The sequence below is a fragment of the Nonlabens sp. genome, from assembly GCF_018401815.1.
GTDB lineage: Bacteria > Bacteroidota > Bacteroidia > Flavobacteriales > Flavobacteriaceae > Nonlabens.
Genome location: NZ_JAGYKG010000001.1, coordinates 101,644 through 126,132 on the forward strand (window position 1 = coordinate 101,644; position 24,489 = coordinate 126,132).

Consider the following 24,489-nt stretch of genomic DNA (forward strand, 5'->3'; position numbering starts at 1 on the left):
ACCTATAAATTGAATTATCTAAATGTGATGCTGTAGTACGTTAATTATTGGCCCTGTTGCCAAACGAGATGTGACAAACTCCAGATTTCTTAAAAATAAGGTGTTGAATTGACCTTTATCATAATTTTCCAAAGCCTCTATGCTTCGGCTTAAAGGATGGTACCTATAGGGTATAAAACCACGTTCTATCAAATATGCTGCAATTTCAGCATTGGAACTATCATATTTTTTTCCAGAATGATTAAGTTCTATGACCACCGCTTTTAAACTAGATGAGCTAAGGAGTTGAACCGCGCCTTGAAGTGCCAGCAGTTCATAACCCTCTACATCTATTTTAATTGCAGTAACATTTGAAGAGCCTGTGAAATGATCTATGGTACCTACGTTGATTTCGGTAGCTTCAGGATAATGTTGATCAACAATTTTGTTCATAACCCCGTTATGCGTACTTAGAAAAAGTCTTCCTTGTTTACTAGAGACCCCATAATTATACAACTCGACGTAAGAACTCAAATTATTAAGCGCTACCTGTTGTTTTAATCTTTTAAAGGTTGATTCTAATGATTCTATTGCGATCACCTTATTTTTTACAATGCCTGCAGTCAGGATGCTGAAATGTCCCATATTTGCTTCCACATCGACAAAACAATCTTCTTTCCTTAAAAAGTGTACTAAAAACAGGGATTCCCTATAATCATAAACTCCGTAATATATGTTGTCTATTAAGCCAGCATCTCCTTTTTGAATAGAGAGTTGTAATCCATGTATACAGTTAAAGACGACACTTCTATTTAAAATTAGTTTAAAATTAGTTGAAAGATATTTAAACAAAGCTTTTAAAGGTTTGGCTGCGGTCAATTCATGTTTTTGAAACATCCCAAAACGCTTTTGAATTTTGGCAAGAGCAACTTGTGTTTTAGACATGAATTATGGTGTTATAAAAGGCCTTGTTTTGATTTAAGATCTTATTTTTTGGAAAATGACTTTCTAAATAATGACGCGCATTAACACCACAATTTCTTGCAAATTCTCGATCTTCTAACATCCTTCTTAAGGCATCAGTAAATAGCTCTGTATCGTCTGGATCAATAGTTAAACCTGTGTGTTCCTGCAGCATAAGTTCGGGCGACCAACCTATATTACTAGTGACCAAGGGCTTTGCTAGAGCCATAGCCTCAAGCCACGTCATTGGAAAAGCTTCGGCATAGCTAGGCAAACAAACTACGGTAGCAGCATTTATATACTTACTTACTTCTTTATAAGCTACTTGATCAATAAACTCAACACGATGACGATGCACTGTATCTATTTCTTGTCGGATCAATTCACTAGTCATTTTACCCGTCCACACATCTTTTACGTCTTTACCTAAATATTTTAATTGAACATCTGGCAACTGAGCCGCGAGTACATTAAATGCCTTAGCTAAAGCAATAACTCCCTTTTTACGAATAACTGATCCAAAGTTGAGAATATAAGTTGTCTCTGACTTGGAATGAACTGGTCTAAAATCCTCTAAATTTATTAGATTAGGAATCACTGTAATTTCATTTTCTAAACCGAAGAGCTCTTTGGTTGTTGCAGCTGTAAAAGCACTTACGCTAGTAATGCCCGTTGCCTTTTGTAAAGCCCATTTCTCAAAAAGATAATTCTTCTTTTTTTGGGACCTGTTTTCTAAATGGCAAAAGTAAGTATCGCATCCGTGCAATCGGATGACATGCGGTATCTGAAACTTGCAAAATGCGGTTATCCCTGTCCAATCTACGGCCTCTAGTAGGTCTATTTCAGCACTGTTTCTATTGATGTAATGCGCAATGTATTTCCTATAAAAATAAAAGCCTCCAAATAAATAAGTCCTTTGCTTGATCAAATGAAAGTGAACACCGTACTCTGTAAATACAGCATCCTCTTCCTGACCATAAACAAATAAGGTCACCTCATGTCCTTCGTCACACAATGCTTGAGAGAGGTTTTTAATGCTCGTTCCTATACCGGCGCTATGTTTTATGGCACTATGCGGATATTCCGGTGTAAGGAAGGCGATGTGCATTAGTTTAAAATCTGATTGATCCCTTCCCAAATACGCTCACTAGCTTTTTCAGGTGATTCTGGTTTGTTGACGATTTCATACCACTTTTTAGTTACTGGAACTGGATCTAACTCCCCATCTAATAAGCCCTTGATGCCATCGTAAATTTCTTCTTTACGCATCGCCCAAGTCACTGATTGATCGTAATCCGGCATGGAACGAAAATGAACATAGTTGTAATTCTGTCCTATGTCACGAGTTCCTTTTTGAAGCTGTGGTTGCTCGTAATTCGGATAAATGGTAGGCTTGTCGTGAATCACAAAATCAAATACCATACTGGAACAAATGTTGACCACTAGTTCGCTGTGGTAACAGGTATTGACCAATAAAGCAAAATCTTCTTTGGTAGGCATGACTTGATTCCATTGTTCCCCCATAGGTTTCCACAACGGATCTACAGGAGTGATGACGTCTTTATAATGCTCTAAAACAGCATCGTATCTTCCAGAGAAATCAATTGGTACTTTTCTATAAATAATAGCTACATCACGTCCTTCTTTACGCAGTTGGCGCACAGCGATGGCCGTGTCTTCCAAGTAATATTGATCTAATGGCGAAGTGGTTTGATCATCTCCCGAAAAACAGATGTACTTGGTAGTAGTATCTAAACCATGAGTTTCACAAAATTGCTTTCGCGAAAGCAGTAAAGAAGCATCATAATGAGGCTCAAACTGTGGTGTTCCAGTAACGAAAACTTGTGCTGCTTTTGTTTTGGGATAATATTCCAACAGCTGTGCTTTCATTAATTCGGACCAGACAAAATAATAGTCCGTCTCCACCGTACTCATTCCTTTAGGTAAATTGTCCCAACTATAGATCCAGCAAGCAGTGCGTATCCCCAAGTCCTTTGCCGCTAAAAGAGGGGCTATAGCCTGTGTTGCCCGTTGTGTGGTACAAAAAACCAAATCTGGTTGGTGTTCTTCCAATTGGGCTTTCACCTCTTGATAACGCGCTGTAGAGCGCTCTGCAGCATTCATTTGATCCATCAATTTTTGCCAACCCTGAGGGCTAGCACTAAAAATTTCATGAAATGTTACAAAAGCACTTTTTAGTAGGTTTTTAAAGCTGCTCCATTGCAATGGAAATCTATAAGTTGGATATACTGGATCATTGGTTCGCTTTCGCGAAAGCGCTAATTCTACTCTTTTCCGAGCATGACTAAGGACTGCTGTTTTGGGATGTATTTTGGTGCTTTTGATCGTTACTTCTGGATAGCCTAATTCTTGCTCCAAAGGAAAAATAGTGTTGTTCCAGTAGGTGATATCAAAACCTTGCTGCTCTCCTATTTCTTTAAACTGCGTAAACGCAAAATTGCGCAGCCCTACTCCATCAGGAAAAAGAATGAATACCTTGGGATTGCTGCTTTTATGATGACTCATTTTAGTTTTTTAATGGTACTGCGTTGTGCTCGAGGAGACCTGCTAGTGTTTCTGCCCATTCGAGCGCAGTCGAAAACTAACTCCTCTTAAAAAATTATCCAAACTCAAAACTCTGAACTCTTAACTCTGAACTCTTAACTCATAACTTATTTTCGATACTTCAACTTATCGCGCTGTGCTTGCTCAATGGGTAGGATATCTGTATTCTTGTAATCTAATGCTTGATGAACTGCTTTTAAATCCCGAGCTAATTTTCTCATTCCGGCAGGTTCTAAGGAGGCGCTGTGGTCCGTTCCTTTCCAAGTACGATCTAATGTGTAATGACGCTCTACCACAGTTGCTCCGAGCGTGTAAGCAGCTACATCTACCGCTATTCCTAAATGGTGTCCTGAAAAACCAATGGTCTTTACCCGATTGCCAAACTTTTCTATCATGGCTTTAATGTCCAGCAAGCAAACGTCTGGAAAGGGCACCGGATAACCAGAAGTACAGTTGTACAATACCAAATCGCTTGCACGATTGTGTTTTTCAAAAAAGCGAACCAGTTCTTCCATCTCCTCTTTGGTTGTCATTCCTGTAGAACAGTGAATTTCCCCTTTGTAATTTTCGCACAACCAGCCTAGCATCTCGTAATGATTGTTACAAGCACTCGGAATCTTGATGAATTCTGGATTTAAACCTGCAATTTCTTTAGCGCTGGTAGTATCCCAAACACTAGTAGAATAAGTAATCCCTACTTCTTCACAATAGGCTTTTAACTCTGCGTGTTGGTTCACATCAAATTCAAGAAACTCCCGGTGTGCCCCATACGTATCTCCATAAGAATTCGCCGGGTTAGGGTGAGGTGCATTGTACTGGTCTTTAGTAAGAAACTCTTTGTTATGGCGCTTTTGAAACTTTACGGCATCTACTTTACAGAAGATAGCTGCTACTTTGATCAATTCTTTAGCGATTTCCATGTCACCTTTATGGTTCCCACCTATCTCAGCAATGGTATAAGGTTTTTTATAGTTACTCATAACGGTTGTTGTATTTGATTATAAATTCGGTAGCTTCCCGAATGGCTCCTTCACCGCTATTGTTTTGCAGCCGTACATCTGCATGAATTTTTATAAGTTGTGTGGCATTTGCCGGCGTAAATGACCAGCCAGCGGCACACATATTGGCCAAGTCGTTCACATCATCACCCATATAAGCGATTTGGGAAAAGGACAAGTTTTTATCCGCAACGATTCTGGAAAGTAGGCTGTACTTGTCTTTAACTCCTAAAAAGACTTGGTCAATTTTCAATTTGTTCATTCGGCTAGCAACAATCTGCGAATCCTCTGAAGTCATGACCATTACTTCTACCCCATACTGACGTAAGATCTCTAATCCCATTCCGTCTCGCATGTCAAACTTTTTCATTAGCTCCCCATCTGCTCCATAGTAAATACAGCCATCCGTAAAGACACCATCTACATCCAGAATGAGGTGGGTAATGCGCTCACTTTGTTTCTTTGACTTCAAACGAGCAGCCAGCAATTCCTCCACTATGTTCCAATCGGTTAAGGAATCGATCTCTGTAAGGCTGTCCTCAGGCATAGTGATCGTAGCTATATTACCGCTTATTCTGTTGTTGCTTTCGCGTAAAGCGGAATAAGTTGTGACATAACAAGCTCCGTTCTCTATAAGCAGGCCTTCAAAGTCTTGCCGTCTCGGCCGATTAAAAATATCATAATTCATAGGAGTACCGTCTGCGTGCCAAGTAAACCGATGCGTCTTGACCACAGTTAATGCGCTGTCATAATTCTTGCCGTGGGCTACTACTTCTATACAGGTATTGATGTCTATTGCAGTGGTAAATGGAGATGTGGCTTGTAACAAACAAAATACATCAAAATTTGAAGTCAGCCCATCTATAAATTCTAGGATACCACTTTCGGTACTGGCGGTATCTGTAGCACTAGAAGCACTTCTTTTTACCCCAATTACTTTATCGGTCCAATGGTATTCTTTTTCTATAAAGGAAAGAATATCCAAATCATCTGTAAACACATACACCTCATCGAGATGAGAAGCTATGGCCTCTCCTAGAACCCAACAAAAAAGAGGCCTTCCTAAAAGCTTTTTTTTGTTTTTACCAGGAATGCTATTGGAGCCTGCACGTAATGGAATAAATCCTATGGATTTCATAGATATAGTGTTGTGGTCAAATTTAAGTAAACAAGCCGATACCCTTATAAAATAAAAACTTTTAATCGACGTATTACCATGCTTTTAGCTACCGAAAGGCTAGAGGTATAATTTTATTGAACTTTTGTGGAATTCTTGACCTCGATAAGATCAAATTTTACTACTTATAGCAGGTCCAACAGGATACTTATTACTTTGGTATTAGAGCAATCTATCAAAATAAACCTTGGTCAACTTTGAACTATAACTTGACAAACTTTTTTAAGGGAGCCTCTAATCATTGAAAGGGGTCGAGGAGTTGTCTCTTTCTATTGATGGTATCATTTGATACATCTTCAAGGCTTTCTTTGTAAGCACTTCACGGCTTAAATGTTCCTGAGCGTAAGCTTGATTGTACACAAAGGCGTTCTCAATCATGGCGAGGTTTTGTATAGCAAAGCTAATATGCTGTTGGATCTCTTCCGAATTTTCACAATCTTCAATAAGCAATCCGTTTTTTTTATTTTTTATAAGCTCTGCTGTAGCACCTCCAGGATTGGACTGTATAGGAAAAGCTCCTGCACAGATGGCTTCAAGCAACGTATTAGGCATTCCGTCACTATTTGAATTTCCTATATAAATCAAACTACTGCGAAAGAGTCGGATCAACTCCTCATGTTCCATAAGCCCTTTGATGGTCAAATGCGGTATGCTCCCCTCTTGAAATTGAAAGACCGCGTCATTTTCAACTCCAAAAACAACTACCTCAAGATCGGTGAGTTGAAGGCAAAGCTGTTCCAAAGCTTTGAGAACAGGAACTGCTCTACCGGATCTATTTTCATTGCCTTTGACGGCAATGATTTTACGCTGCGATTGAGGGATTTGATAGGTTTTAAAAGCCTCTAAATCAAAACCACCGCCTCCCGGAAAAACTCCTAAATGTGTTCCTATAAACCCTAATTCAGTAGCAATTTCTTGATCCCTTTTACAATCTGCAAACATGTAGTTGACTCTAGGTAGGACTTTTTTGATATCCTTTAAGTGAGATGAATCCTTTCTAAAGTAAAACAAATCACTACCCCATGAAGAATAGATCCACGGGATATTGTTTTGTAACATGAATGGCAATATAGGGGTGCAACTTACATATAAGGCAAAGGAATGTATGGCATCGGGTTGAATTTCTTGTACCGCTTTCGCGAAAGCCTCTTCTACTTTTGTATCGTATTTATTCACAAGAGCAGTGTATAATTTGGGCGATCTATTTTTAATAAAGGTACGTCCGCGTTTTTTAAGAAAACCTTTTTTCCACCCAGTGATTTGAGTCATCCAGCTTATAGAAGGCGCATCACCTTGGTCGAGTATATCAAACCAATAGACCTCATGCCCGCTATCTCTCAACTGCTCTGACCAGCGGCGGAAGTGTATGGAATTCATAGATACCAATAGGATTCTCATAGATTCCTTTTTAAATAAATCACTAAGTGAATCACTGCTTTTTCTCTATCAAAACTATAATGATACGGACAATTGCGATGGCTTTTTATAATAGATTCTAATAGCATCTCATTAGCCTGTTCTATGGAGATAAAATGAGCAGTTTTCTTTCCAGCAACTTTCTTAATTCTTGTTTTAAGACTGTTGGCATTTGGAGAAGGAGACACTTTTAATTCGAGGATTACAGAACGATCTAAGGCTTCTGTAAAATAAGTAAAAGCTTTTATCTCTTCCCGAGTCGCATCAAGTTTCATACGCATGCTAGGAGATTCCAGCTGTCTGTATTCTTCGGGATTACATAGGATTCCCCATTGATCGTTATGATTCGCCTTTATTTTTTTGAAATATTGATTCCATAAAAAATAACGATGATTGATACGCTCTAACAAAGGGTGAAAAGGCAATGGACTCTGCTTACTTCGATAGGATTTTGCATGCCATTGATGTTTGAAATAAACCTCTTTGTTATAAAAGTGTATGTTATAGCCTGCATGTTGCAACCGCATATGCACATCGGTATCCTCACTGCCCCAACCGTGAAAAAACTCATCAAATCCATTGATGGACTTTAATTGTTTGGCAGGAAAAACACTGATACCTGTAGCTTCCTCACCAGTTGCAAACTTGATATCGTAATCGAGAAATGTTTTTTCCAAAGCACTTTCTTCTTGGGTCATGATACCTACCGTATAATAAACAGATGCTGCAGCAGGAAATGTTGATAATTGGGTTTTCAGAAACTCTGGATGCCATATCATATCCATATCACCAACCATCAAATGAGTAGTCGTACAGGATGTTAACACCATATTAATACATCGCGATTTACTCCATAGTTGCCCCTGCGTTGGGCAGAGAATTAAGTCAACACGAGAAAAAGAGTCGGTTAATTTTTGGAGCTCGGATTGGTAACTTAAATCGCTACCATAATCAACAATCACTACTTGAGTTGCGTCAGTTAATTGTGAGTTAATGGAATCCAAACTGCGTTTTAAAGTTACCATAGATCGGTTGCGGTTGGGAATAATTACAGTTAGAGTATTACGCATCTAGAGATTTCATTACGTCTATAATTTTTGCGACAGCGGTCCCGTCTCCATAAGGATTTACAGCTCCAGCCATTTTATTATAATGAGTTTTGTTATTGATTAAGTTTCGGGTTTCTTTAATAATTCTTTCTTTATCGTTTCCTACTAGAAGGACGGCACCACTTGCTACTGCTTCTTGTCGTTCTGTAAATTCTCGCATCACCAGCACAGGTTTATTGAGTGAAGGAGCTTCTTCTTGAATGCCACCACTATCTGTAATAATTAAATAACTGCGTTGCATAATCCATATAAATAACTCATAATCCAAAGGTTCTAATAATTGTATGTTATCAATTCCTTTGAGCTCTTGATGAACTGGCTGAAGTATTTTAGGGTTGAGATGTACTGGGAAAACAATTTGAAAACCAGAAAACTCTATCGCTATCGCTTTTAGTGCTTTACAAATTTCTAGAATTCCCTTACCCTGATTTTCTCTACGATGAGTGGTAACGAGAATAACCGGAGCTTTTGTTAAAGAGTTTTTAAACCTTTGGAGTTTTTCTGAAGGGGACTCTTTTACAATTTTTAATCCCAAGAATAGTGCATCTATAACAGTATTACCAGTAACTGTAATATGTTCCTCATTGACTTTCTCATCGAGTAATACTTGTTGAGATTGTAATGTTGGAGCCATGTGTAATGTGGCAAGTCTTGAAATAATTTGACGGTTTGCTTCTTCTGGAAATGGGGAATAAATATTTTGAGTGCGCAGACCTGCTTCAATATGCACTATTTTTTTTTTCAAATAAAATGATGCTAATGAAGCAATCATTGCTGTACTAGTATCTCCATGAACAAAAACATAATCAGGTTTAAAGTTCTCAATAACGGCGGTAATGCCATCCATTAAGCGACTTGATAATGCGGACAGACTTTGGTTAGGTGTCATTAAATCCAGATCGGTATGTGGCTGCAATTGGAAGAAATCAATTACTTGATCTAGCATTTGCCGATGTTGTGCGGTGAGGCATAGATGCAGATCAAAAATATCTGACTGTGCTAAAAAACCTTTGATCAAAGGAGCCATTTTTATAGCTTCTGGTCTGGTTCCTATGACAAAGAGTATTTTTTTCATAACCTATTTATTAAGACTTTTCTTTTATAATTTCCAATGCTTTTAGAATACTAGAACTCTCAAAGTAGCTTTTTAAATGAGTAACACCCGAAACGGTTTTTTCATATTTATTTTCCCAGTTTAAATAAAGGTCTGTTAGATGATTCTTCAATAAAGTCATATCATCTATCTCGCAGTAATACTGATAGTATTCGCCTAATATTCTCCTGGTTTCACTGTAGTAAGGACCTAACAATAAAATAGGCTTATTGGCTGCTATACAATGAGGTACTTTACCAGGCAAAAAGGGACTGGATGGCCCTTTTGCTTCTAACACTACATTTACAGCAGCTTGTTGTTGCATGTTAAAGGTAGTTTCAAAGGGTTCTTTATTGGGACTTAAAATTATTTGTGAGCATTTTTGAGATAAAATTGCCATTTCTTGGTGAAAAATTGAAGAACTCCCTACCATGACTAATCTGGCATTGTTTTTTGCCTCTGGAACATCCTTTATAAATGCCATAAAGGCCTTTAATAACGTCATGGGATTGCGAGCACTCATTAAAGAACCTGCGTGTAAAATATTAAATTTTGAACTATCAAAATACGAGGGATAGACACCTGTATCTCTTAAATTTTTAGTGATTAAATGAGGAATAATAACGGCTTTATTCTTTCCTGACGGATAGTAACTTTCCATCCACTCACCAAGCATTTGACTAGGATAAATGATCGATTTAGCTGCTTTGAAAAGAGCTACGAAAAAATCTCTTTTTTTCTGATGCCCTGGTTCTACCCAATCATAAGGCCTAGGGTAACTATGCATAGGGAAAGGATCATGTATGTAAGCTAAGAACTTTTCGTGCCATTGTGGTAGTTTTAAAATCGCTTTATGAGCTCTAAAACTGCTGGCATAACTTAACGCTAGGATATAATCATAATGCACTGGCGATTCTTTTTCAATAGCCTGCTGGATACTTTTGACATCGTAATCATGTGCATAAGAAAATCCTTTTCTTGATTCAACCCAATGATTGATATTACAACCTGTCAAACGTTGAAAAATTAGTTGGGCTTTGGCTTTAGCATAGGACCAACTCGTTTTTTTCTCCTGAATGCTGATGCATGGGGTTTGTTTTAAATCAATTTCTTTTCTAGAATAATGGAGTACTTTAATAACAAATCCTTGTTCTATAAAACCTTCGATTAAGGCTCTAGAGGTTTTACCACCACTAGATTGTGTAGAAATAGTATCTGCCACGACGAGTATTTTAAAAGGTTTATTCATTTCAGTTGTTTAATGGTACCTCATGTAATTTATATAAGAACGTTTTGCCTTATATAATGCTATTTTTATTTTCTGTATTTTATTATTAGGGACTATAACTTTACTCTTTTTTTGGTATTCTATAACACTTGATTCCCAAGTATCATCTAACCAATTTTGAAAATAATGTGGATCACAGCCATTTAAAAACCATTTTTGTGCCTCCTTCACTAAATCACTATTATAGATATGGAAAGCAGGCAGGTGCGTATCTATAAATATAGGAAAGCCCAGCACTTCTGCACGCGTGCATATATGACGGTCTTCTCCTCCAAAAGGCATGTTTTTAATCTTAGAAAAATTCACGCCTGCTCGGACAGCTTTGTTGCTTAATAGGGTACAAGCTCCTCCTGCGCCTACCTGATAAGTTCCCTTCTCTTTTAATTTTAGAATAGACTGTGCTTCATAATAATCCCAAGAATGAACATCCCAGCAGTTGGGTTTTGCAAAGGTTTGATCTGTAAAAACGGTCCAAAAAATCTCAAACACAAAATCTTTTTCTAATTCAACTAAATGTTTAAGGGTTTGAGGGTGCAACACCAAATCAGCATCTACCATAAAAATAGCATCGTAATCATGTTCCAAAGAGATCTCTAAGGCTCGATTTTTAATATCAATAATTCGATCTACAGACTCTTGCGTCCAGTGGTGTTTTTTATAAGTGGAGGCATCTGTAAACAAAGAGCCCAAAAGGCTTACCTTTTGATGTAAACCAGCAAACTGTTCCGTAAACTTCTCTGCATCAACTTCCTTATTATCGTTATATACTAAAATATCATAGGTAAACCCCTCTGCTTCTTGCTGTAACCAAGAAGGCAGACTAAGTTCCAAAACAGACTTAGGTTTGCACAAAGAAGAAAATAATAAGATTTTTTTCAAGGAAGTGTTATTTGAAAAATTTAAGAGCCAATTCTTTATTGAGCCCACATTTTTTTAAATAGGTATTATAAAAATAAGGATAACTCATAAGCTTTTTAAAGATTTTGTTTTTCAGAAAGTAGCTTACATATGATTTTTTTAAAGTCCGCATTTCTGGCCATTTTAACACTTTTTTTTCACTGTCTTCTATAGCTTCAAATTCTTTCTGCATCCAGGACTCAAAAACATTTCCTAAATGAAAAGCGTGATTAGTAGCAGTAGATAACCTATAACCATTAGACTGAGTAGATGGAATATCCAAATACAGTTCCTCACTATTTCCTCCTAGGGTATACGGAGTAGGTTCTTGTGGTGCAAACTGAAATATTTCTCTGCGGTAGGTAGTACAAAAATGACTGCAACCCACAACAGCCTCTGTGCCATCAGTTGCCGTTAACGTGAGTATTTCGAGTTTTTGATGTTCGTTTAAATGAGGCCATCCTATGCTTTTTACAAAGCTTTCTAATGCTTCTGGATTTTTCGCTTTCGCGAAAGCGATTTTATTAGAAATCAAGTGATCCAACCATATATTAGACACATACTGATTAAAGGTTTTATGAATAGGTACTGGCGCCACTGCAGTCGCTTTAGGAAATGAAGAGAATACTTGAGATACTGCTTGATCCCAGTCAGTTAAAAAAAGTACATCGGCATCAGTAATAGTTAGAAAGCTTTCATCGCTGGCTAAGATGCCTTTGCGTATGCTATTGAGTTTACCTATCTGATCGGTTACTATCAATAATTCATCTATCCAACCTTGAGACACCAAATCGAGTAGCTTTTTATGAGTGACAGCACTACATCCATTTGCGACAACAGTTATGGGCACTTCAGCGATTGCTCCTCTTTTGATACTTTTAAGACATAAACTAAAAATTTGAAAAGCATCTTTGTAATACTCCTCCTCATGAGGTATGTATAAAGGAATGATCACCCGATGATCACCAGCGGTGGATGCCACCCTTTGATGTCGAGACCTATTGAACCCTTCTCTCATATCAAAAGAGTTTTACACACCCAATTAAAACGAGCATCAATTAAGTTATATTTTTTAATAATGTAATTCATTTTACTTCAGCAATCTTTGTAGTTCTATAAATTAGGTCTTCATAAAATCTTATAAATTTGAAATGTAAGACTCTAGATAATCGATGATATTTAATAGGCTGCAGGACAAAAACTATAGGGTGAAATCATAACTGCAACTAATTAAGTGAACCTTGTTTAAACACACTTTTAATTGATTTAAAAAAGTGCATGACCACCTCTAAAAATATTATCAAGGCATAATTAAAGCCGCCTAAGGTCTTTTTTAAATAATACTTCTTACTCATCACAATATGCCTCAATATCTCTGGGTTGTTAGTTCCTGAAGATCCGCCACCCAAATGAATCACAGCAGACTGAGGGAATAATACACTTTTAAAACCAGCATTACTATACCGCCATCCCAGCTCCATATCTTCAAAGTATAGAAAAAATTTAGGATCAAATAAACCGTACTTCTCAATCATGGTACGTTTTATAATTATTCCAGCAGCTGCCAAATACCCTACTACTTTAGGAGTCGTTACATCACACACCTTAAATGTGGCATAATCATCTTCTTTACATTTTGGAATTTTCCAATAACCCATATCATGAATCATTTTTCTGAGTCCGAGCAAATTCCCGTAAGCATAATTTTTAGAACCGTCTTTTTTTAAAAAGTTAGGCCCAACGATACCAACATCTTTATGTTGCTCCAAGTAATTAATCATAGCTGGAACACTTAAAGAATCCATTAAATAAGCATCAGAATTTAAAAGGAACACATAATCACCAATAGCATGCTCAAAACCTAGGTTATTTGCTCTCCCAAAACCTAGATTCTCCTTACTTTTTATAACATGCACCTTCGGAAAAGAGAGTAGCCCCTCTTCTATTGGCTTTTGGACAGACCCGTTATCTACCACTATAATTTCAAATGTCAGGGTCGTTATATACGAATAAATCGAGCTCACGGCTTGTTTTACCTGTGCTGGCGTATTGTAGTTTATGATGATTACGGAGAGCATCATGTTATTATGGATTTTATTCTCTTTTTTAGCTTAGAAAAAATCATAAACCCCCTAAAAATAAAACTGTTTCTGAAAGCTTGTAGCTGCATTTCTTGATAGTGTGATCGCTGTGCAATATCATGGTAAGTTCCTAATGTATTTATATAAAAGTTATAGTGCTTTTTAACGATATAGGATTTTATAGCTTGAATATTATCAGGAGTTAATAGCGTATTACGAGAAGTTTTTTTTATGCGATAATAAAAGCATAACTCATTTAAAAAGAAAACTTGTGGATCTTCCTTTAAAAGACGAATCCAAAATTCCCAATCTTCCAAACCTTTGTCCATAGTTAGGTCATAACCACCTATACGCAGATAATCTTCTTTTTTAAACATGGCACTTACATAAATAGTATTTGCTAAAGCAAGTGCTTTTAAATTGAAAGAAGGCAACTCCCATAAACCTTGTTTATCCCCTACGAGCATGGCTTTACCATAAACTACTTTGTAGGTAGGTGTATTTTTAAAAATCGCAACTGCTCGCTCGAGATAGTTGCTATTTATATAATCATCTGCATCGAGTGGTAAAATAAAGGTTCCTTGGGCGTTGTCAATTCCTTGATTGCGCGCATTGCTTACTCCTGCATTATTTATAGAGACCAGTTTAAATCTGTGATCTTTAGCAACCCATTGTGATGCAATTACAGCAGAATTATCTGTACTACCATCGTCTATAATGATACACTCCCAATTTTCAAAACCTTGATTAAAAACAGATTGCAAAGAATCATCAAGGTATTCACCTTGATTATAACAGGGTACAATTACAGACACATCAACCATTCGTCACTTTTTTAAATAAGCGGTTACACAGTAATAACACTTGTTTTTTTTTGTTTGTAATCTTCCTTGAAAATGCGCTGGGATAATAAGACCTATGCAAGGGAAGTTTCTCTGGGAAATAACGTGCTATCATTTTTTGGCGTTCTTGTGCAATCTTATCCTGCTGCATACTACTAAGACCATCATAATAAAAAACACTAATGGTATGATCCACGTGTGTGAAATTAAATGATTGTTGACCTACACCTAGTAGAAAAAATTTCCAATCAGAGACAATACTTAAAGAAGTATCATATAACTGATTATTAAAGCAGGCTTTTCTAATTAGAGTAGCTGGATGTGGTAAACTATCTTTAATTAAATAATCCAATGTGAGATGAACTGGGTATTTCTTTATCCAAGTATGGTCAGCCACCACCTCTATATTACCATAAACTAATTCAACTTGTTGCTTCTCATCTATTCCTCCTACTAAGGTTGATAAACTGCTTTTATTTTTAAAATGATCCCCACTATTCAAAAAAAGCAGGTAATCTCCACGAGCCACTGCAATCCCTTTATTCATAGCATGATATATCCCGTCATCCGGTTCACTGACCCAGTAAGAAAAGTTATCTTGATGTTGCTCTGTCAAAGCTGCACTGCCATCCGTACTACCACCATCTATTAGGATATGCTCATAGTTGGTCAGCGTTTGTTCTTGTACACTTTTGATTGTGCGTTTAAGGCCAGCGACGTCGTTGTAGTTGATAGTGATGATGGAGATGAGCATAATTAATTATTCTTGGAGTGTATTTCTTGAAACAACGTTATATAAGCCTTTGCTTGAACGCTCTGATCATATTTCTCAACGGCTAAAGTTCTAATCTGTTCTTTAGAGCAAGTAACTCCATTTAGTAAATAATATTCAATGGCTTCCTTTAAAGAATCTACACTTACCTCTTTGGTTATCAATCCGTTTTCACCATGTTCAATCATTTCTGGAATACCACCTACGGGAAAACCTATTACTGGTGTACCACATAACAATGATTCCAGTACGGTATTGGGTAAGTTATCCATTAAGGATGGAATTACAAAAACGTCTGCTAAAGAATAAACTAAACTAATAATCCTTTCGTCTGAAATAGAACCCAAATGCCTTATTTCTATGTGGCTTTCTAATACTGGTTTGTCTTTACCTATGGAACATAAAATAATATCTGCTCTATCAAGCTTTTCTAGTGCTCTTTTTAAATATACATATCCCTTTCTACTGTTGGAAATAGAATCTGCTACAAATAATATGACTTTCTTATGCAGTGGTATGCGATATAATTCTCTTGCAAAAGATTTATCACGATATGTATAGGTGTTGACATCTAGCCCATAGGGTATCAAGTTTACTTTTCTTGTTTTAAAAAGCTCACTTTTACCGGCTTCACTTTGTAACCATTTAGAGGGAGCTACTATACTCAAAGATTTGAATGGTGCCAATGAATTGATTTTATCATCCAAGTTTTCTTTAGCACATGATTTTTCAATATTTAAAACATTTCTTTTAATAGGCTTTCCTTGATCATCTATTCCATGGATCATTTCTACATAATGTTCGCCTCCTGTAAAAGGGTTCATATCATGCAAAGTCCAAATGACTGGTTTTTTATTCTTTTTAAAAAAAGACTTATAATCTAGAAAACCTGCCACCCAATGCAAGTTGATCACATCTGCCTCTTGATACAATGAGAAGCTGGTGATGTCATAATTTGATTCTGGAAAACTAAACAACTCAAGTCCTGCTGCTCTATTTTTAAAAAACAGTTCTTTTTTACATGACTTAGGCATTAAGAAAGTTAAGTTCCACTTTTTTGCTATTTTTTGTTGTATTCGTTTAAAATAATAGCTGCTTGACAAATGATTTAGTGACGTTTTATTTATAAATAAATAGGAATTTTCAATTTCTTTAGTTTTGTGTAGCAGTAATAATTTAGAATCGACTCCTTGATTGAGTAGACCTTGGTGCAATCTTATGCAAGCATTTGCAGCGCCACCATTATCGTAGGTATTTATCAGTAATACTTTCAATTGATTATGGTTTTTCGAATATAGCAAGGATAGAATGACCTTTAATATTTTTTCTGTTCCGTTTGGAATAAATTTTTACAAATTTCAATAGTGGGATTAACCGATTAATTCGTCTAATGATATTATAGTTTTTCATTAAACGTTCAAAAGTTATTTTTGAAAACCAAGCAACATGATAATCTTGTAATGGTTCATTTACGATCTGTAATAATTTGATTGGAAAAATATTTTCAAGAATTTTTAAAGATTTAGAATTCCATCTACCCATATGATGTGGAGGAAAGTTTAGTATACCTCCTTCAGAATATTTAATAAAAGAATCGTTATTTGGAACGCAAATTACTAATCGACCACCTTTCTTTAAAATTGACACTTGAGCTTCAATAAAAGAATTCACATCAGCGATATGTTCTAGAACCTGAAAAGAACAGCACATATCAAAGCTTTCAGAGTTTCTAAAAGAGAATTCTTGTACCGTTTCTGATATGACATTTAAACCTTGCTCTTTAGCTTTTAAAACTCTTTTCTGATTTAACTCTAAACCACTGATATCGAAACCTTCATTTGCCAAATGTCTTACAAAACCTAGACCTCCACTTCCTACTTCTAAAATTCTATCTCCGGGTTTTAAAGTTTTTTTAATAAATTCATGCTCCCATTTCCAAGGCATATAATACCAATCAAATCTTTCTAATTCTTCATAAAATAGGCCATCTCCAACAATTGTACTTGGTGAAAAAAATTGATATTTTGTGTTGAGACATTCAAACAAATTGATTTGATCTAAATCCTTATAATAATTACTTACGTCAATTTTAAGTTCTTTTTGATAGCGTAGAGTTAAATCAGCTACTGAATATGTGTTCAACAACTTTGATGTATTTTCATCGAATGAACTGGTTGAATTTAATTTCATGATATTATTTTTTTGAACCGTTTTATGACTTTGGCAAAAGTTATTTCTTTGTTTTGCTTTTTATTGAATTTTATAACCTTTTTTAATATACTTTTACTTTGTACCAACTTCTGTACCGGTTCAAAATAAGATTTATTTAAATTCTTATCTAAATCGCTTTTAGATTCTATTTTAAAGCAATGAACTCCTGAGCCATCAAAACCAATATTTTCTGTATAACTTTGATTTGGGTGCAGACATAATCCATTTAATAGAAAAACCGAGGCATGCCATTTCACGGCCCAAGTATTCCATAATCCAGATATATTATTTTCTAAATGTTCTAAGAATGGGTAAGAATTATCCAAATTAAACTCTTTGGTTCTATTTTTTGTAATTATCTGATTATACAATTTAGTGGCGTTTGAGTCGTAATGTACCCAAGAACTTGACCAAGTTGCCCACCCCCAACAAGAAGTTTGATTGTAAAAGAAGAATTTTTGGCTTATTTTTTTAATCGGTGGAAAATAACCTGAAATATGCATGACTTTATCTTCCATTTCGTAATATTTCAAAGCATCATTCATATAAACTAAAAATCCAGTTGAAGTCACAATATCATCTTCAAGAACAATTACCCATCTGTATTTTTCAACAATTTCTGTTACACCTTCAGTTATTGAAGCTGCAAGGCCTTTATTAACTTTTGACTCTATAATATGCACTTTACCACACCACTCTTGTTCTTTTATGACTTTTCTGGTCCTAGTTATAGCGTCTAATTCTATTTCACTAGCATTTTCCTTGGCACCATCAGCATAGATATATAAAATAGATTCACTCGCTAGGTCATTGATTTTCAATGCCTCTAGTGTCTTTCTAGTGTGCTCTGGCCTGTTGTAGACGAATAAAACGATGGGTGCTAGATTCATTTTAAGAGATATTATCTTTAAAGAATAATGTATTCAAGGTTTTTGCAATAAAAGAATAGTCTTGACCTTTAAGGAATTTGAACATCTCACTGTCATCTATAAAACGCTCTATCGATTGTTTTTTCAAATTCTCTACTAAAAGAAGTCTAGGCCTAAACCGCTCCCAATCATTTGATTTTAAAACATCTAAATCAAGTCCTTCTACATCAATCGTCATAAAATCTATTTGTGTCCCAGGCTTGATACACGTATCTAGAATAGCATTCAAGGGATAGGTTTTTATCTTTCTTTCCTGTATAATTTTATAAACACCTTGGCCTTCTTTTATTTGAGCTTCCTCTTTAGAAAAAGTGTTTAAGGCAGGTTCATTAAACATAAAATAGTCAAGTTCTTGTTCAACTAGGGAAACTCCTATTTCTAAATTGATATCATTAGGGCGTAGAATTTTAAATTTATCCATAACACCCGGTAATGGGTCTACGTTTAAACCATTCCAGCCTTTTGCATAAAAGAGTGCCGTATTAGAAAAACGTTTAGGATCATGAGCTCCAATATCAACATAAAAACCTTTTTCCTTTTTTTCTAAAAACCTTTCTAATATCAAGTCTTCTCCTTCTTGAGAGAAGGATAATGAGGTCATTTCATATTTGCGTTGAAAATCGTTAATCTTTTCTTGTGCGATAAATAATTTGACCTTTCCAGGAACCAGGAACTGAATTAATTTTTTAATTATTTTGTATGCCATGATCCTTTCAATAAAAATTTAGAAGAGCCATCAAACCCTAAATTACCCGTTCCGTAAAAATCTCCTTTTATTACGTTTAAACTACCTATAGGCACTTTAGGCCAGTCCGATTCTACATTATTATTAAGTAACCTACCCTTAATTATATAGTCACCAGAGTTTAGCGGTAAACTATCGATTTGACATTTAACAATAATGCTATCCTTTTTATCGGTATTGATTATTTTTTGTTGATATGAAGAATAAATTACGCTTAATAATTCGTCTTGTTCATTATATATCGAAAAACCTAAATCTAAATAACAATCATAGGAATCAATTTTATTAATTAAAATCTCAAAACAGAAAAATACAGAATCTCCATTGAGAGTGTATTCTAACTTATTTCCAAATCTGTCTTCAATATAAAATCTTGAAAAGATAGCTTCTCCTGTTCCACTTCTATCGGATATCGCTTCCAGATCTTTAACCAATTCAAAATTCGTATTTGATAAATAAAATGAAATTGCTTCTTCTGTTTTACCATCAAATTGGGTGCTACCATTTTTTAACACTACACAACGTGTACAAAGATTTTTAACAGCAGCCATATTATGACTCACAAATAGCACCGTGCGACCACTAGTATTAGAAATATCTTGCATTTTCCCGATCGCCTTTTTTTGGAACTCGGCATCACCTACGGCAAGCACCTCATCTACCACGAGAATGTCTGGTTCTAAAAAAGCAGCAACGGCAAAGCCTAGACGTACACGCATCCCACTGGAATAGCGTTTTACTGGGGTGTCTATATACATTTGACAACCTGAGAACTCTACGATTTCATCGATCTTACTAGAGATCTCTGCCTTATTCATTCCTAGAATCGCACCGTTGAGATAGATGTTTTCTCTACCCGTAAGTTCTGGGTGCATTCCTGTACCTACTTCTAGCAAGCTAGCAATACGACCTTTGGTCTTGATACTTCCTGTCGTAGGACTGGTTACCCTAGAGAGTATTTTTAATAAGGTAGATTTACCAGCACCATTTTTACCTATAATACCCAGTATCTCGCCACGTTGTACTTCAAAGTTAATATCTTGTAATGCCCATACATAATCGGAGCTGGCCGCAGCACTGCGGTCATTTACAGCTCCTATTTGCAAATAAGGGTCTTCTTTACCTCTTAATCGATGCCAGGTACGATTCAAATCATGTGCTACGGTACCCGTACCTACCACTCCTAAACGGTATTGCTTTGAGAGGTGCTCTACCTTTAATATGATATCATCACTCATAAACACTCAGTTTTAAAAGGGCAAACAGCCAGTAAGTCTTGTTGTACTTGTTTGATTTTTGTAGCCCTAGGCAACGCGTCTACATGATTTTTAATCATAGCTATAGATGCTTCTATATCTTGTGATCGTTCCATATCGCTAGCGGTATAGGCATTTAAATCTACAGACATCAAATAGTCGTGATACTTTACGCCATCTCCTTGAATATTATTTGAAAAACGAACTTGTACCGCGGGGATTTGATAAGCGTGTGATACGATAAGACCGTGTAAAGAGGAGGTTAAAATATGTTCGCAGGCTAATATATCATTAGTAGTTTGTTCTATATCATTAGTTCTAAAATTAATTACTTTTACGTCTTCGTGTTCTGTGTAGTAATTTTTTACGAGCTCATAATCGCATATATGAGGCACAATTCCCAATTTAAATTTTTTCTCTACATCGGGACAATAGTAGAGTGGTAACAACAAGGCTGGATCCCCATAGATGGCTGGGCAGTTATAACCTAGATCTAGGAGGCGCTTTCGCGAAAGCGGACCTCTTACTGCCAGGAAGGTGGCAGCAGCTAGTTGAGAATCCGTCGAAATAATCCCACTGCCCCAAACGGTGCAATGTGTGCCAATATGTTCCAATATACTACCTATACTGACATACAAAGGCTTCCAAAAATTTTTAAAATAAAATTTGTTTGCTCGATACCATTTTACAGGTGTTTCTGATATTTTTTCTACGAGATATTTTCCTAAAAAATCTCCATAGTTTTCCTTATCTAGTTTTTGAATATAAATTTCACTCCACCAATATAATCTTATGAATTTTCCCATTATACGGTATCTATAAAGGTTTTTTCGGTGTTATTAAAAACAACCAGACCTATAAAAAAGAGTATCATTCCCAATATAAATCCTAAGGTAATTCCTGTCCAGTGAATCTCTAGATTATTGAACCATAACGTGCGGTAACTTTCAATAATATGTGCTAATGGATTCCACTCTACTAACCAGAAGTAGTCTTTTAATTTATCTTTTGCTGCTTCTAGAGAATACATTACGGCACTCAAATACATCACAAGACCCAAACCAAAATTGATCAAAATAGATAAATCACGATACTTGGTCGTTAATGCCGAAAAAATCATTCCCAATCCCATACCTATTAAAATTACATTGAGGATAAGAACAAACAATAAAGGCAAGTAATAAGAAGGCCTTACTTCCATACCATTATAGGCATAATAGATATAAAAAATAATCAATATCAGTACCTGTATTCCATATTTAAAAAGTTCAGAGAGCACTTTAGACGCTGGAGCAATAAATCGTGGAAAATACACCTTCCCAAAAAGTCCGGCATTTGCTTTGAAAGCATTACTGGTGGCATTTAATGATTCTTTAAAATACGACCATAGAGTTAGGCCTGTCAGGTTGAATAAAAAATTAGGAATGGCACCATTGTCTATACCTGCAACTTCGTTGAAGACCAGTGTAAAAACCACACTAGTAAAAAGTGGCTGTATAAGAAACCATAGTGGTCCTAAAATGGTCTGTTTATAAACAGTAACTATATCTCTTTTAATAAAAAGGATTAATAAATCTCTATACTCCCATATTTCCTTAAGGTTCAAGTCTATCAACTTCCCTTTAGGTTTGATTTCATAAAGCCAATCTTCTGTTTTGTTCATGATTTTTTTTGAATGCGCTTTCATTAAAGCAAAGTTGATTTTCTAATTGGACCTACTAAAACCTTTTATAATTTCCTTAATTCTATGAAGAATTCCAGCTCTCTTCTCATCTTCATGGTACCCATTGCCATAAGCACCATAACCGTAACCAGAGCCATACCCGTAGCCGTAGCCGTAAGCTCCCCGATCTTTAAAGTAATTGAATACAAAACTCAAATTTTTGATTTCCCCGCGTTGGTATTTTTCATTCACCACATCCAGCATTCCTTTTTTGGTATACCCCTGACGTACCACATACAAAGTCGCATCGACATATTTAGCGATCTCCAAAGCATCTGCTACCAAACCCAAAGGAGGGGTGTCCAGAATGATGTAATCGTAGTCCAGTTGAAACTGCTCAATCATTTCTCCCGCACGTCTCGACATGATCAATTCACTAGGGTTGGGAGGCACTGGCCCAGAAAGGACAATATCCAAATGTTCGATACCCGTTGTACGTACGATATCCCTTAAACGGCAATCCTTCACTAAATAATTAGAGACACCCAGATCGTTATCTACTCCAAAATCATCAAATATTTTGGGCTTCCTTAAGTCCAGACCGATAAGTAAGGTGCGTTTGCCACTTAAAGCAAATACCGTCGCCAAGTTGATGCTGGTAAAGGTCTTTCCTTCTCCACTCACACTGCTGGTCAACATAATGGTACGCGAGCCATTAAGTGACTCTTGATTGTAAATAAAATGCAAGCTGGAACGTATGCCTCTAAAGGATTCGGCTATGGTAGATTTGGGCTTGTCTTTTACCACTAGGTTGTTAGGATGACGTGCCTTACCCACTACACCTATAGTGGGTATGGGAGATAATTTTTCTATGTCCTTGGGGGAATGGATAAAATTGTCTAAAATGGTCAGCACAAAGGCAAAAGAAATAGGAACTGCCAAACCAATCAGCAAAGCTATCAAATAATTGATATTGGAATCCCGGCGTGTACCTCCACCTCCTGTATCCTTGGCTTCATCAATCACGTATACATCAGATACATTGGCAGCCTTCACAAGCTCTGCTTCTGCTTTTCTAGACATGTACACATTATAAGCGTTTTTATCCAGGTCAAATTGCCGCTGTATCCTTAAGAACTCCTGTTGCTCTTTAGGCAATTTTTTTATTTGGCCCTCCACTTGGTTTATTTGAGTATACAACATGCCCAATTCCTTTTTCAATAAAGAGTTAGAGCTTTTAATGTTTTCATAAATCACTTCCTTAATCGCATTGATATCCCTATCAATTTCCCTAAATACAGGGGCGTCGGCACGCATAGCAAATTCCCTTTTTTTGCGTTCTTCTGATAAGTTGATCAATCGCGCGACAGCACTAGAAATACTTCCTTCTTCAATTCCTACCACAGATGGCGCTTGGATAACGGTATAGTCCGTTTTATTTTTAAGATAAGCCTTTAAGTTATTGTAATAATTGATTTTATTTTGAATGCTGCGCTCTTGTATTTCAAAATCGGTCAAACGCTTGTTGAAATCAGTGTTTTGCGTTAAGGCGTCCACTAACAAGGATTTATCTTTAAATTTTTCTAGGTCTTGCTCTGATTTTTTTAGGGCTTTTTCTTGTAAAACCAACGAACTATCGATGTACCTGATCGTACTAACAGCAAACTTGTTTTTGCGCTCCAACTCGCCTCGCTCTAGAATCACAGAACTGGTATTGATGTAATCAATCAATCGTTGTTTATTCCCGCCACTTAAACTTAAAAGCAATATAGAAGAGCCTTCAGGGGATGGGTTAATCGCAATGCTTTTATAGTTATGGACTGTACCCCAGTAATTTCCAAAATTAATTAACCACTCTCCTCCTGTAGCAATAGTTGACCCGCGCTTTTCTATCATGGCATTTAAAAAAGGCAACTGTATGGAATCACCAAATTGAAATTCCTGTTTCCAAGTGCCTTGAGGCACCGTTATGCTTTGGTTGGCTTTTTGTCCATAATGATAGCCAGAAGCCTGAGGGCTTGGGAACTCAGTCGAAAGTTCAAAGCGCTCTTGATCCTTGACTTTGATCCGTATGTTCTTGCCATAAAGCTGGGCTTTATTGGAGTCTGCATACATAAAAAAGGGGGTTTGTTTGTAGGCATCGGTGTGATAATAATCTCCTTCTTTGATGTAATTGATGTAAAACTGCAACTCGTCCACCACCTGCTCAGCATGCGTGCGGGACTTGAATTGCACAATAGCCGTTGTTACCTTATCGGTGGTACCTCCCCAATTAAAAGTCAGACTGGTATTGCTCGTAAATAAAGGATTGGAATTATCCTTGATACTGATTAAAGAACTGGCACTGTAAACCGTCTGTATGAATTGATTCTTATAATAGGCATAGCTGCAGGCTATTCCTATACACAAAAAGAACAACCACCACAACTTAAGCAGTTTTAACAAAAATTGCTCGATGTCAAATATTCCAGCCAAGGAATTGATATCTTTTTCTACTTCCTCCAT

Annotated in this window: 22 protein-coding genes; all 22 read right to left on the minus strand. The window is 36.4% G+C overall.

Annotated elements, in window-relative coordinates; genetic code table 11:
• Nucleotides 1–18: 18 nt before the first annotated feature.
• The 22 genes from KG732_RS00505 to KG732_RS00610 all read right to left on the minus strand — a co-directional run bounded on the left by KG732_RS00505 (nt 19) and on the right by KG732_RS00610 (nt 24,489).
• Nucleotides 19–924, minus strand: coding sequence for an FkbM family methyltransferase (locus tag KG732_RS00505; protein ID WP_213520168.1), 906 nt, complete (start codon nt 922–924; stop codon nt 19–21).
• Entirely contained in the window at nt 917–2,050 is a 1,134-nt protein-coding gene (locus KG732_RS00510; protein WP_213520170.1) for a glycosyltransferase family 4 protein, read from the minus strand. The genes KG732_RS00505 and KG732_RS00510 overlap by 8 nt, the downstream gene beginning before the upstream one ends.
• Nucleotides 2,050–3,468 (minus strand): UDP-glycosyltransferase, encoded by a 1,419-nt coding sequence (locus KG732_RS00515; protein ID WP_213520172.1) that lies wholly within the window; start codon nt 3,466–3,468, stop codon nt 2,050–2,052. The genes KG732_RS00510 and KG732_RS00515 overlap by 1 nt, the downstream gene beginning before the upstream one ends.
• Before the next feature lie 146 nt (nt 3,469–3,614).
• The gene (locus KG732_RS00520) at nt 3,615–4,487 is read right to left on the minus strand and encodes an N-acetylneuraminate synthase family protein (protein WP_213520175.1); all 873 of its coding nucleotides are present in this window, start codon (nt 4,485–4,487) and stop codon (nt 3,615–3,617) included.
• Entirely contained in the window at nt 4,480–5,643 is a 1,164-nt protein-coding gene (locus KG732_RS00525; RefSeq protein WP_213520177.1) for an acylneuraminate cytidylyltransferase, read from the minus strand. The genes KG732_RS00520 and KG732_RS00525 overlap by 8 nt, the downstream gene beginning before the upstream one ends.
• 273 nt (nt 5,644–5,916) lie before the next feature.
• Complete coding sequence (locus KG732_RS00530; RefSeq protein WP_213520179.1) at nt 5,917–7,080, minus strand: glycosyltransferase family 4 protein; 1,164 nt, start codon at nt 7,078–7,080, stop codon at nt 5,917–5,919.
• Nucleotides 7,077–8,168 carry a glycosyltransferase family 2 protein gene (locus KG732_RS00535; protein ID WP_213520181.1) on the minus strand — a complete coding sequence of 364 codons (1,092 nt, stop codon included), beginning with the start codon at nt 8,166–8,168 and terminating at the stop codon, nt 7,077–7,079. Before KG732_RS00535 ends, KG732_RS00530 begins: the two co-directional genes overlap by 4 nt.
• Complete coding sequence (gene wecB / locus KG732_RS00540) at nt 8,161–9,282, minus strand: non-hydrolyzing UDP-N-acetylglucosamine 2-epimerase (protein ID WP_213520184.1); 1,122 nt, start codon at nt 9,280–9,282, stop codon at nt 8,161–8,163. Before wecB ends, KG732_RS00535 begins: the two co-directional genes overlap by 8 nt.
• 10 nt (nt 9,283–9,292) lie before the next feature.
• Nucleotides 9,293–10,549 carry a UDP-glycosyltransferase gene (locus KG732_RS00545; protein ID WP_213520186.1) on the minus strand — a complete coding sequence of 419 codons (1,257 nt, stop codon included), beginning with the start codon at nt 10,547–10,549 and terminating at the stop codon, nt 9,293–9,295.
• 9 nt (nt 10,550–10,558) lie between these two features.
• The gene (locus KG732_RS00550) at nt 10,559–11,467 is read right to left on the minus strand and encodes a hypothetical protein (protein ID WP_213520189.1); all 909 of its coding nucleotides are present in this window, start codon (nt 11,465–11,467) and stop codon (nt 10,559–10,561) included.
• Nucleotides 11,468–11,474: 7 nt separating this feature from the next.
• Nucleotides 11,475–12,503 carry a glycosyltransferase family A protein gene (locus tag KG732_RS00555; protein WP_213520191.1) on the minus strand — a complete coding sequence of 343 codons (1,029 nt, stop codon included), beginning with the start codon at nt 12,501–12,503 and terminating at the stop codon, nt 11,475–11,477.
• Nucleotides 12,504–12,711: 208 nt separating this feature from the next.
• Nucleotides 12,712–13,566: a glycosyltransferase family 2 protein gene (locus KG732_RS00560; protein ID WP_213520193.1), complete on the minus strand. Its 855-nt coding sequence runs from the start codon at nt 13,564–13,566 to the stop codon at nt 12,712–12,714.
• Nucleotides 13,563–14,390, minus strand: a complete 828-nt coding sequence (locus tag KG732_RS00565) for a glycosyltransferase (protein ID WP_213520195.1) — start codon at nt 14,388–14,390, stop codon at nt 13,563–13,565. The genes KG732_RS00560 and KG732_RS00565 overlap by 4 nt, the downstream gene beginning before the upstream one ends.
• Entirely contained in the window at nt 14,383–15,162 is a 780-nt protein-coding gene (locus KG732_RS00570) for a glycosyltransferase family 2 protein (protein WP_213520197.1), read from the minus strand. The genes KG732_RS00565 and KG732_RS00570 overlap by 8 nt, the downstream gene beginning before the upstream one ends.
• Before the next feature lie 2 nt (nt 15,163–15,164).
• The gene (locus KG732_RS00575) at nt 15,165–16,454 is read right to left on the minus strand and encodes a glycosyltransferase (RefSeq protein WP_213520199.1); all 1,290 of its coding nucleotides are present in this window, start codon (nt 16,452–16,454) and stop codon (nt 15,165–15,167) included.
• Nucleotides 16,455–16,458: 4 nt separating this feature from the next.
• Nucleotides 16,459–17,370, minus strand: a complete 912-nt coding sequence (locus KG732_RS00580) for a methyltransferase domain-containing protein (protein ID WP_213520201.1) — start codon at nt 17,368–17,370, stop codon at nt 16,459–16,461.
• The gene (locus KG732_RS00585; RefSeq protein ID WP_213520203.1) at nt 17,367–18,281 is read right to left on the minus strand and encodes a glycosyltransferase family 2 protein; all 915 of its coding nucleotides are present in this window, start codon (nt 18,279–18,281) and stop codon (nt 17,367–17,369) included. The genes KG732_RS00580 and KG732_RS00585 overlap by 4 nt, the downstream gene beginning before the upstream one ends.
• Before the next feature lies 1 nt (nt 18,282).
• The gene (locus KG732_RS00590) at nt 18,283–19,026 is read right to left on the minus strand and encodes an FkbM family methyltransferase (RefSeq protein WP_213520205.1); all 744 of its coding nucleotides are present in this window, start codon (nt 19,024–19,026) and stop codon (nt 18,283–18,285) included.
• Nucleotides 19,011–20,303 (minus strand): ABC transporter ATP-binding protein, encoded by a 1,293-nt coding sequence (locus KG732_RS00595; RefSeq protein ID WP_213520207.1) that lies wholly within the window; start codon nt 20,301–20,303, stop codon nt 19,011–19,013. Before KG732_RS00595 ends, KG732_RS00590 begins: the two co-directional genes overlap by 16 nt.
• Nucleotides 20,300–21,127, minus strand: a complete 828-nt coding sequence (locus KG732_RS00600; RefSeq protein WP_213520209.1) for a polysaccharide pyruvyl transferase family protein — start codon at nt 21,125–21,127, stop codon at nt 20,300–20,302. Before KG732_RS00600 ends, KG732_RS00595 begins: the two co-directional genes overlap by 4 nt.
• Complete coding sequence (locus KG732_RS00605; RefSeq protein WP_213520211.1) at nt 21,127–21,984, minus strand: ABC transporter permease; 858 nt, start codon at nt 21,982–21,984, stop codon at nt 21,127–21,129. The genes KG732_RS00600 and KG732_RS00605 overlap by 1 nt, the downstream gene beginning before the upstream one ends.
• 42 nt (nt 21,985–22,026) lie before the next feature.
• On the minus strand, nt 22,027–24,489 hold the full coding sequence (locus KG732_RS00610) for a polysaccharide biosynthesis tyrosine autokinase (protein WP_213520213.1): 2,463 nt from the start codon (nt 24,487–24,489) through the stop codon (nt 22,027–22,029).

Excerpts from the sequence above, each read along its gene's own strand:
- KG732_RS00595 (WP_213520207.1), bottom strand. The coding sequence starts at position 20,303 with ATGAGTGATGATATCATATTAAAGGTAGAGCACCTCTCAAAGCAATAC.
- KG732_RS00510 (WP_213520170.1), bottom strand. The coding sequence starts at position 2,050 with ATGCACATCGCCTTCCTTACACCGGAATATCCGCATAGTGCCATAAAA.
- KG732_RS00505 (WP_213520168.1), bottom strand. The coding sequence starts at position 924 with ATGTCTAAAACACAAGTTGCTCTTGCCAAAATTCAAAAGCGTTTTGGG.
- wecB (WP_213520184.1), bottom strand. The coding sequence starts at position 9,282 with ATGAAAAAAATACTCTTTGTCATAGGAACCAGACCAGAAGCTATAAAA.
- KG732_RS00600 (WP_213520209.1), bottom strand. The coding sequence starts at position 21,127 with ATGGGAAAATTCATAAGATTATATTGGTGGAGTGAAATTTATATTCAA.
- KG732_RS00545 (WP_213520186.1), bottom strand. The coding sequence starts at position 10,549 with ATGAATAAACCTTTTAAAATACTCGTCGTGGCAGATACTATTTCTACA.
- KG732_RS00605 (WP_213520211.1), bottom strand. The coding sequence starts at position 21,984 with ATGAACAAAACAGAAGATTGGCTTTATGAAATCAAACCTAAAGGGAAG.
- KG732_RS00565 (WP_213520195.1), bottom strand. The coding sequence starts at position 14,390 with ATGGTTGATGTGTCTGTAATTGTACCCTGTTATAATCAAGGTGAATAC.
- KG732_RS00585 (WP_213520203.1), bottom strand. The coding sequence starts at position 18,281 with ATGAATCTAGCACCCATCGTTTTATTCGTCTACAACAGGCCAGAGCAC.
- KG732_RS00610 (WP_213520213.1), bottom strand. The coding sequence starts at position 24,489 with ATGGAGGAAGTAGAAAAAGATATCAATTCCTTGGCTGGAATATTTGAC.
- KG732_RS00525 (WP_213520177.1), bottom strand. The coding sequence starts at position 5,643 with ATGAAATCCATAGGATTTATTCCATTACGTGCAGGCTCCAATAGCATT.
- KG732_RS00570 (WP_213520197.1), bottom strand. The coding sequence starts at position 15,162 with ATGCTCATCTCCATCATCACTATCAACTACAACGACGTCGCTGGCCTT.
- KG732_RS00515 (WP_213520172.1), bottom strand. The coding sequence starts at position 3,468 with ATGAGTCATCATAAAAGCAGCAATCCCAAGGTATTCATTCTTTTTCCT.
- KG732_RS00560 (WP_213520193.1), bottom strand. The coding sequence starts at position 13,566 with ATGATGCTCTCCGTAATCATCATAAACTACAATACGCCAGCACAGGTA.
- KG732_RS00580 (WP_213520201.1), bottom strand. The coding sequence starts at position 17,370 with ATGAAATTAAATTCAACCAGTTCATTCGATGAAAATACATCAAAGTTG.
- KG732_RS00520 (WP_213520175.1), bottom strand. The coding sequence starts at position 4,487 with ATGAGTAACTATAAAAAACCTTATACCATTGCTGAGATAGGTGGGAAC.
- KG732_RS00535 (WP_213520181.1), bottom strand. The coding sequence starts at position 8,168 with ATGCGTAATACTCTAACTGTAATTATTCCCAACCGCAACCGATCTATG.
- KG732_RS00530 (WP_213520179.1), bottom strand. The coding sequence starts at position 7,080 with ATGAGAATCCTATTGGTATCTATGAATTCCATACACTTCCGCCGCTGG.
- KG732_RS00555 (WP_213520191.1), bottom strand. The coding sequence starts at position 12,503 with ATGAGAGAAGGGTTCAATAGGTCTCGACATCAAAGGGTGGCATCCACC.
- KG732_RS00590 (WP_213520205.1), bottom strand. The coding sequence starts at position 19,026 with ATGGCATACAAAATAATTAAAAAATTAATTCAGTTCCTGGTTCCTGGA.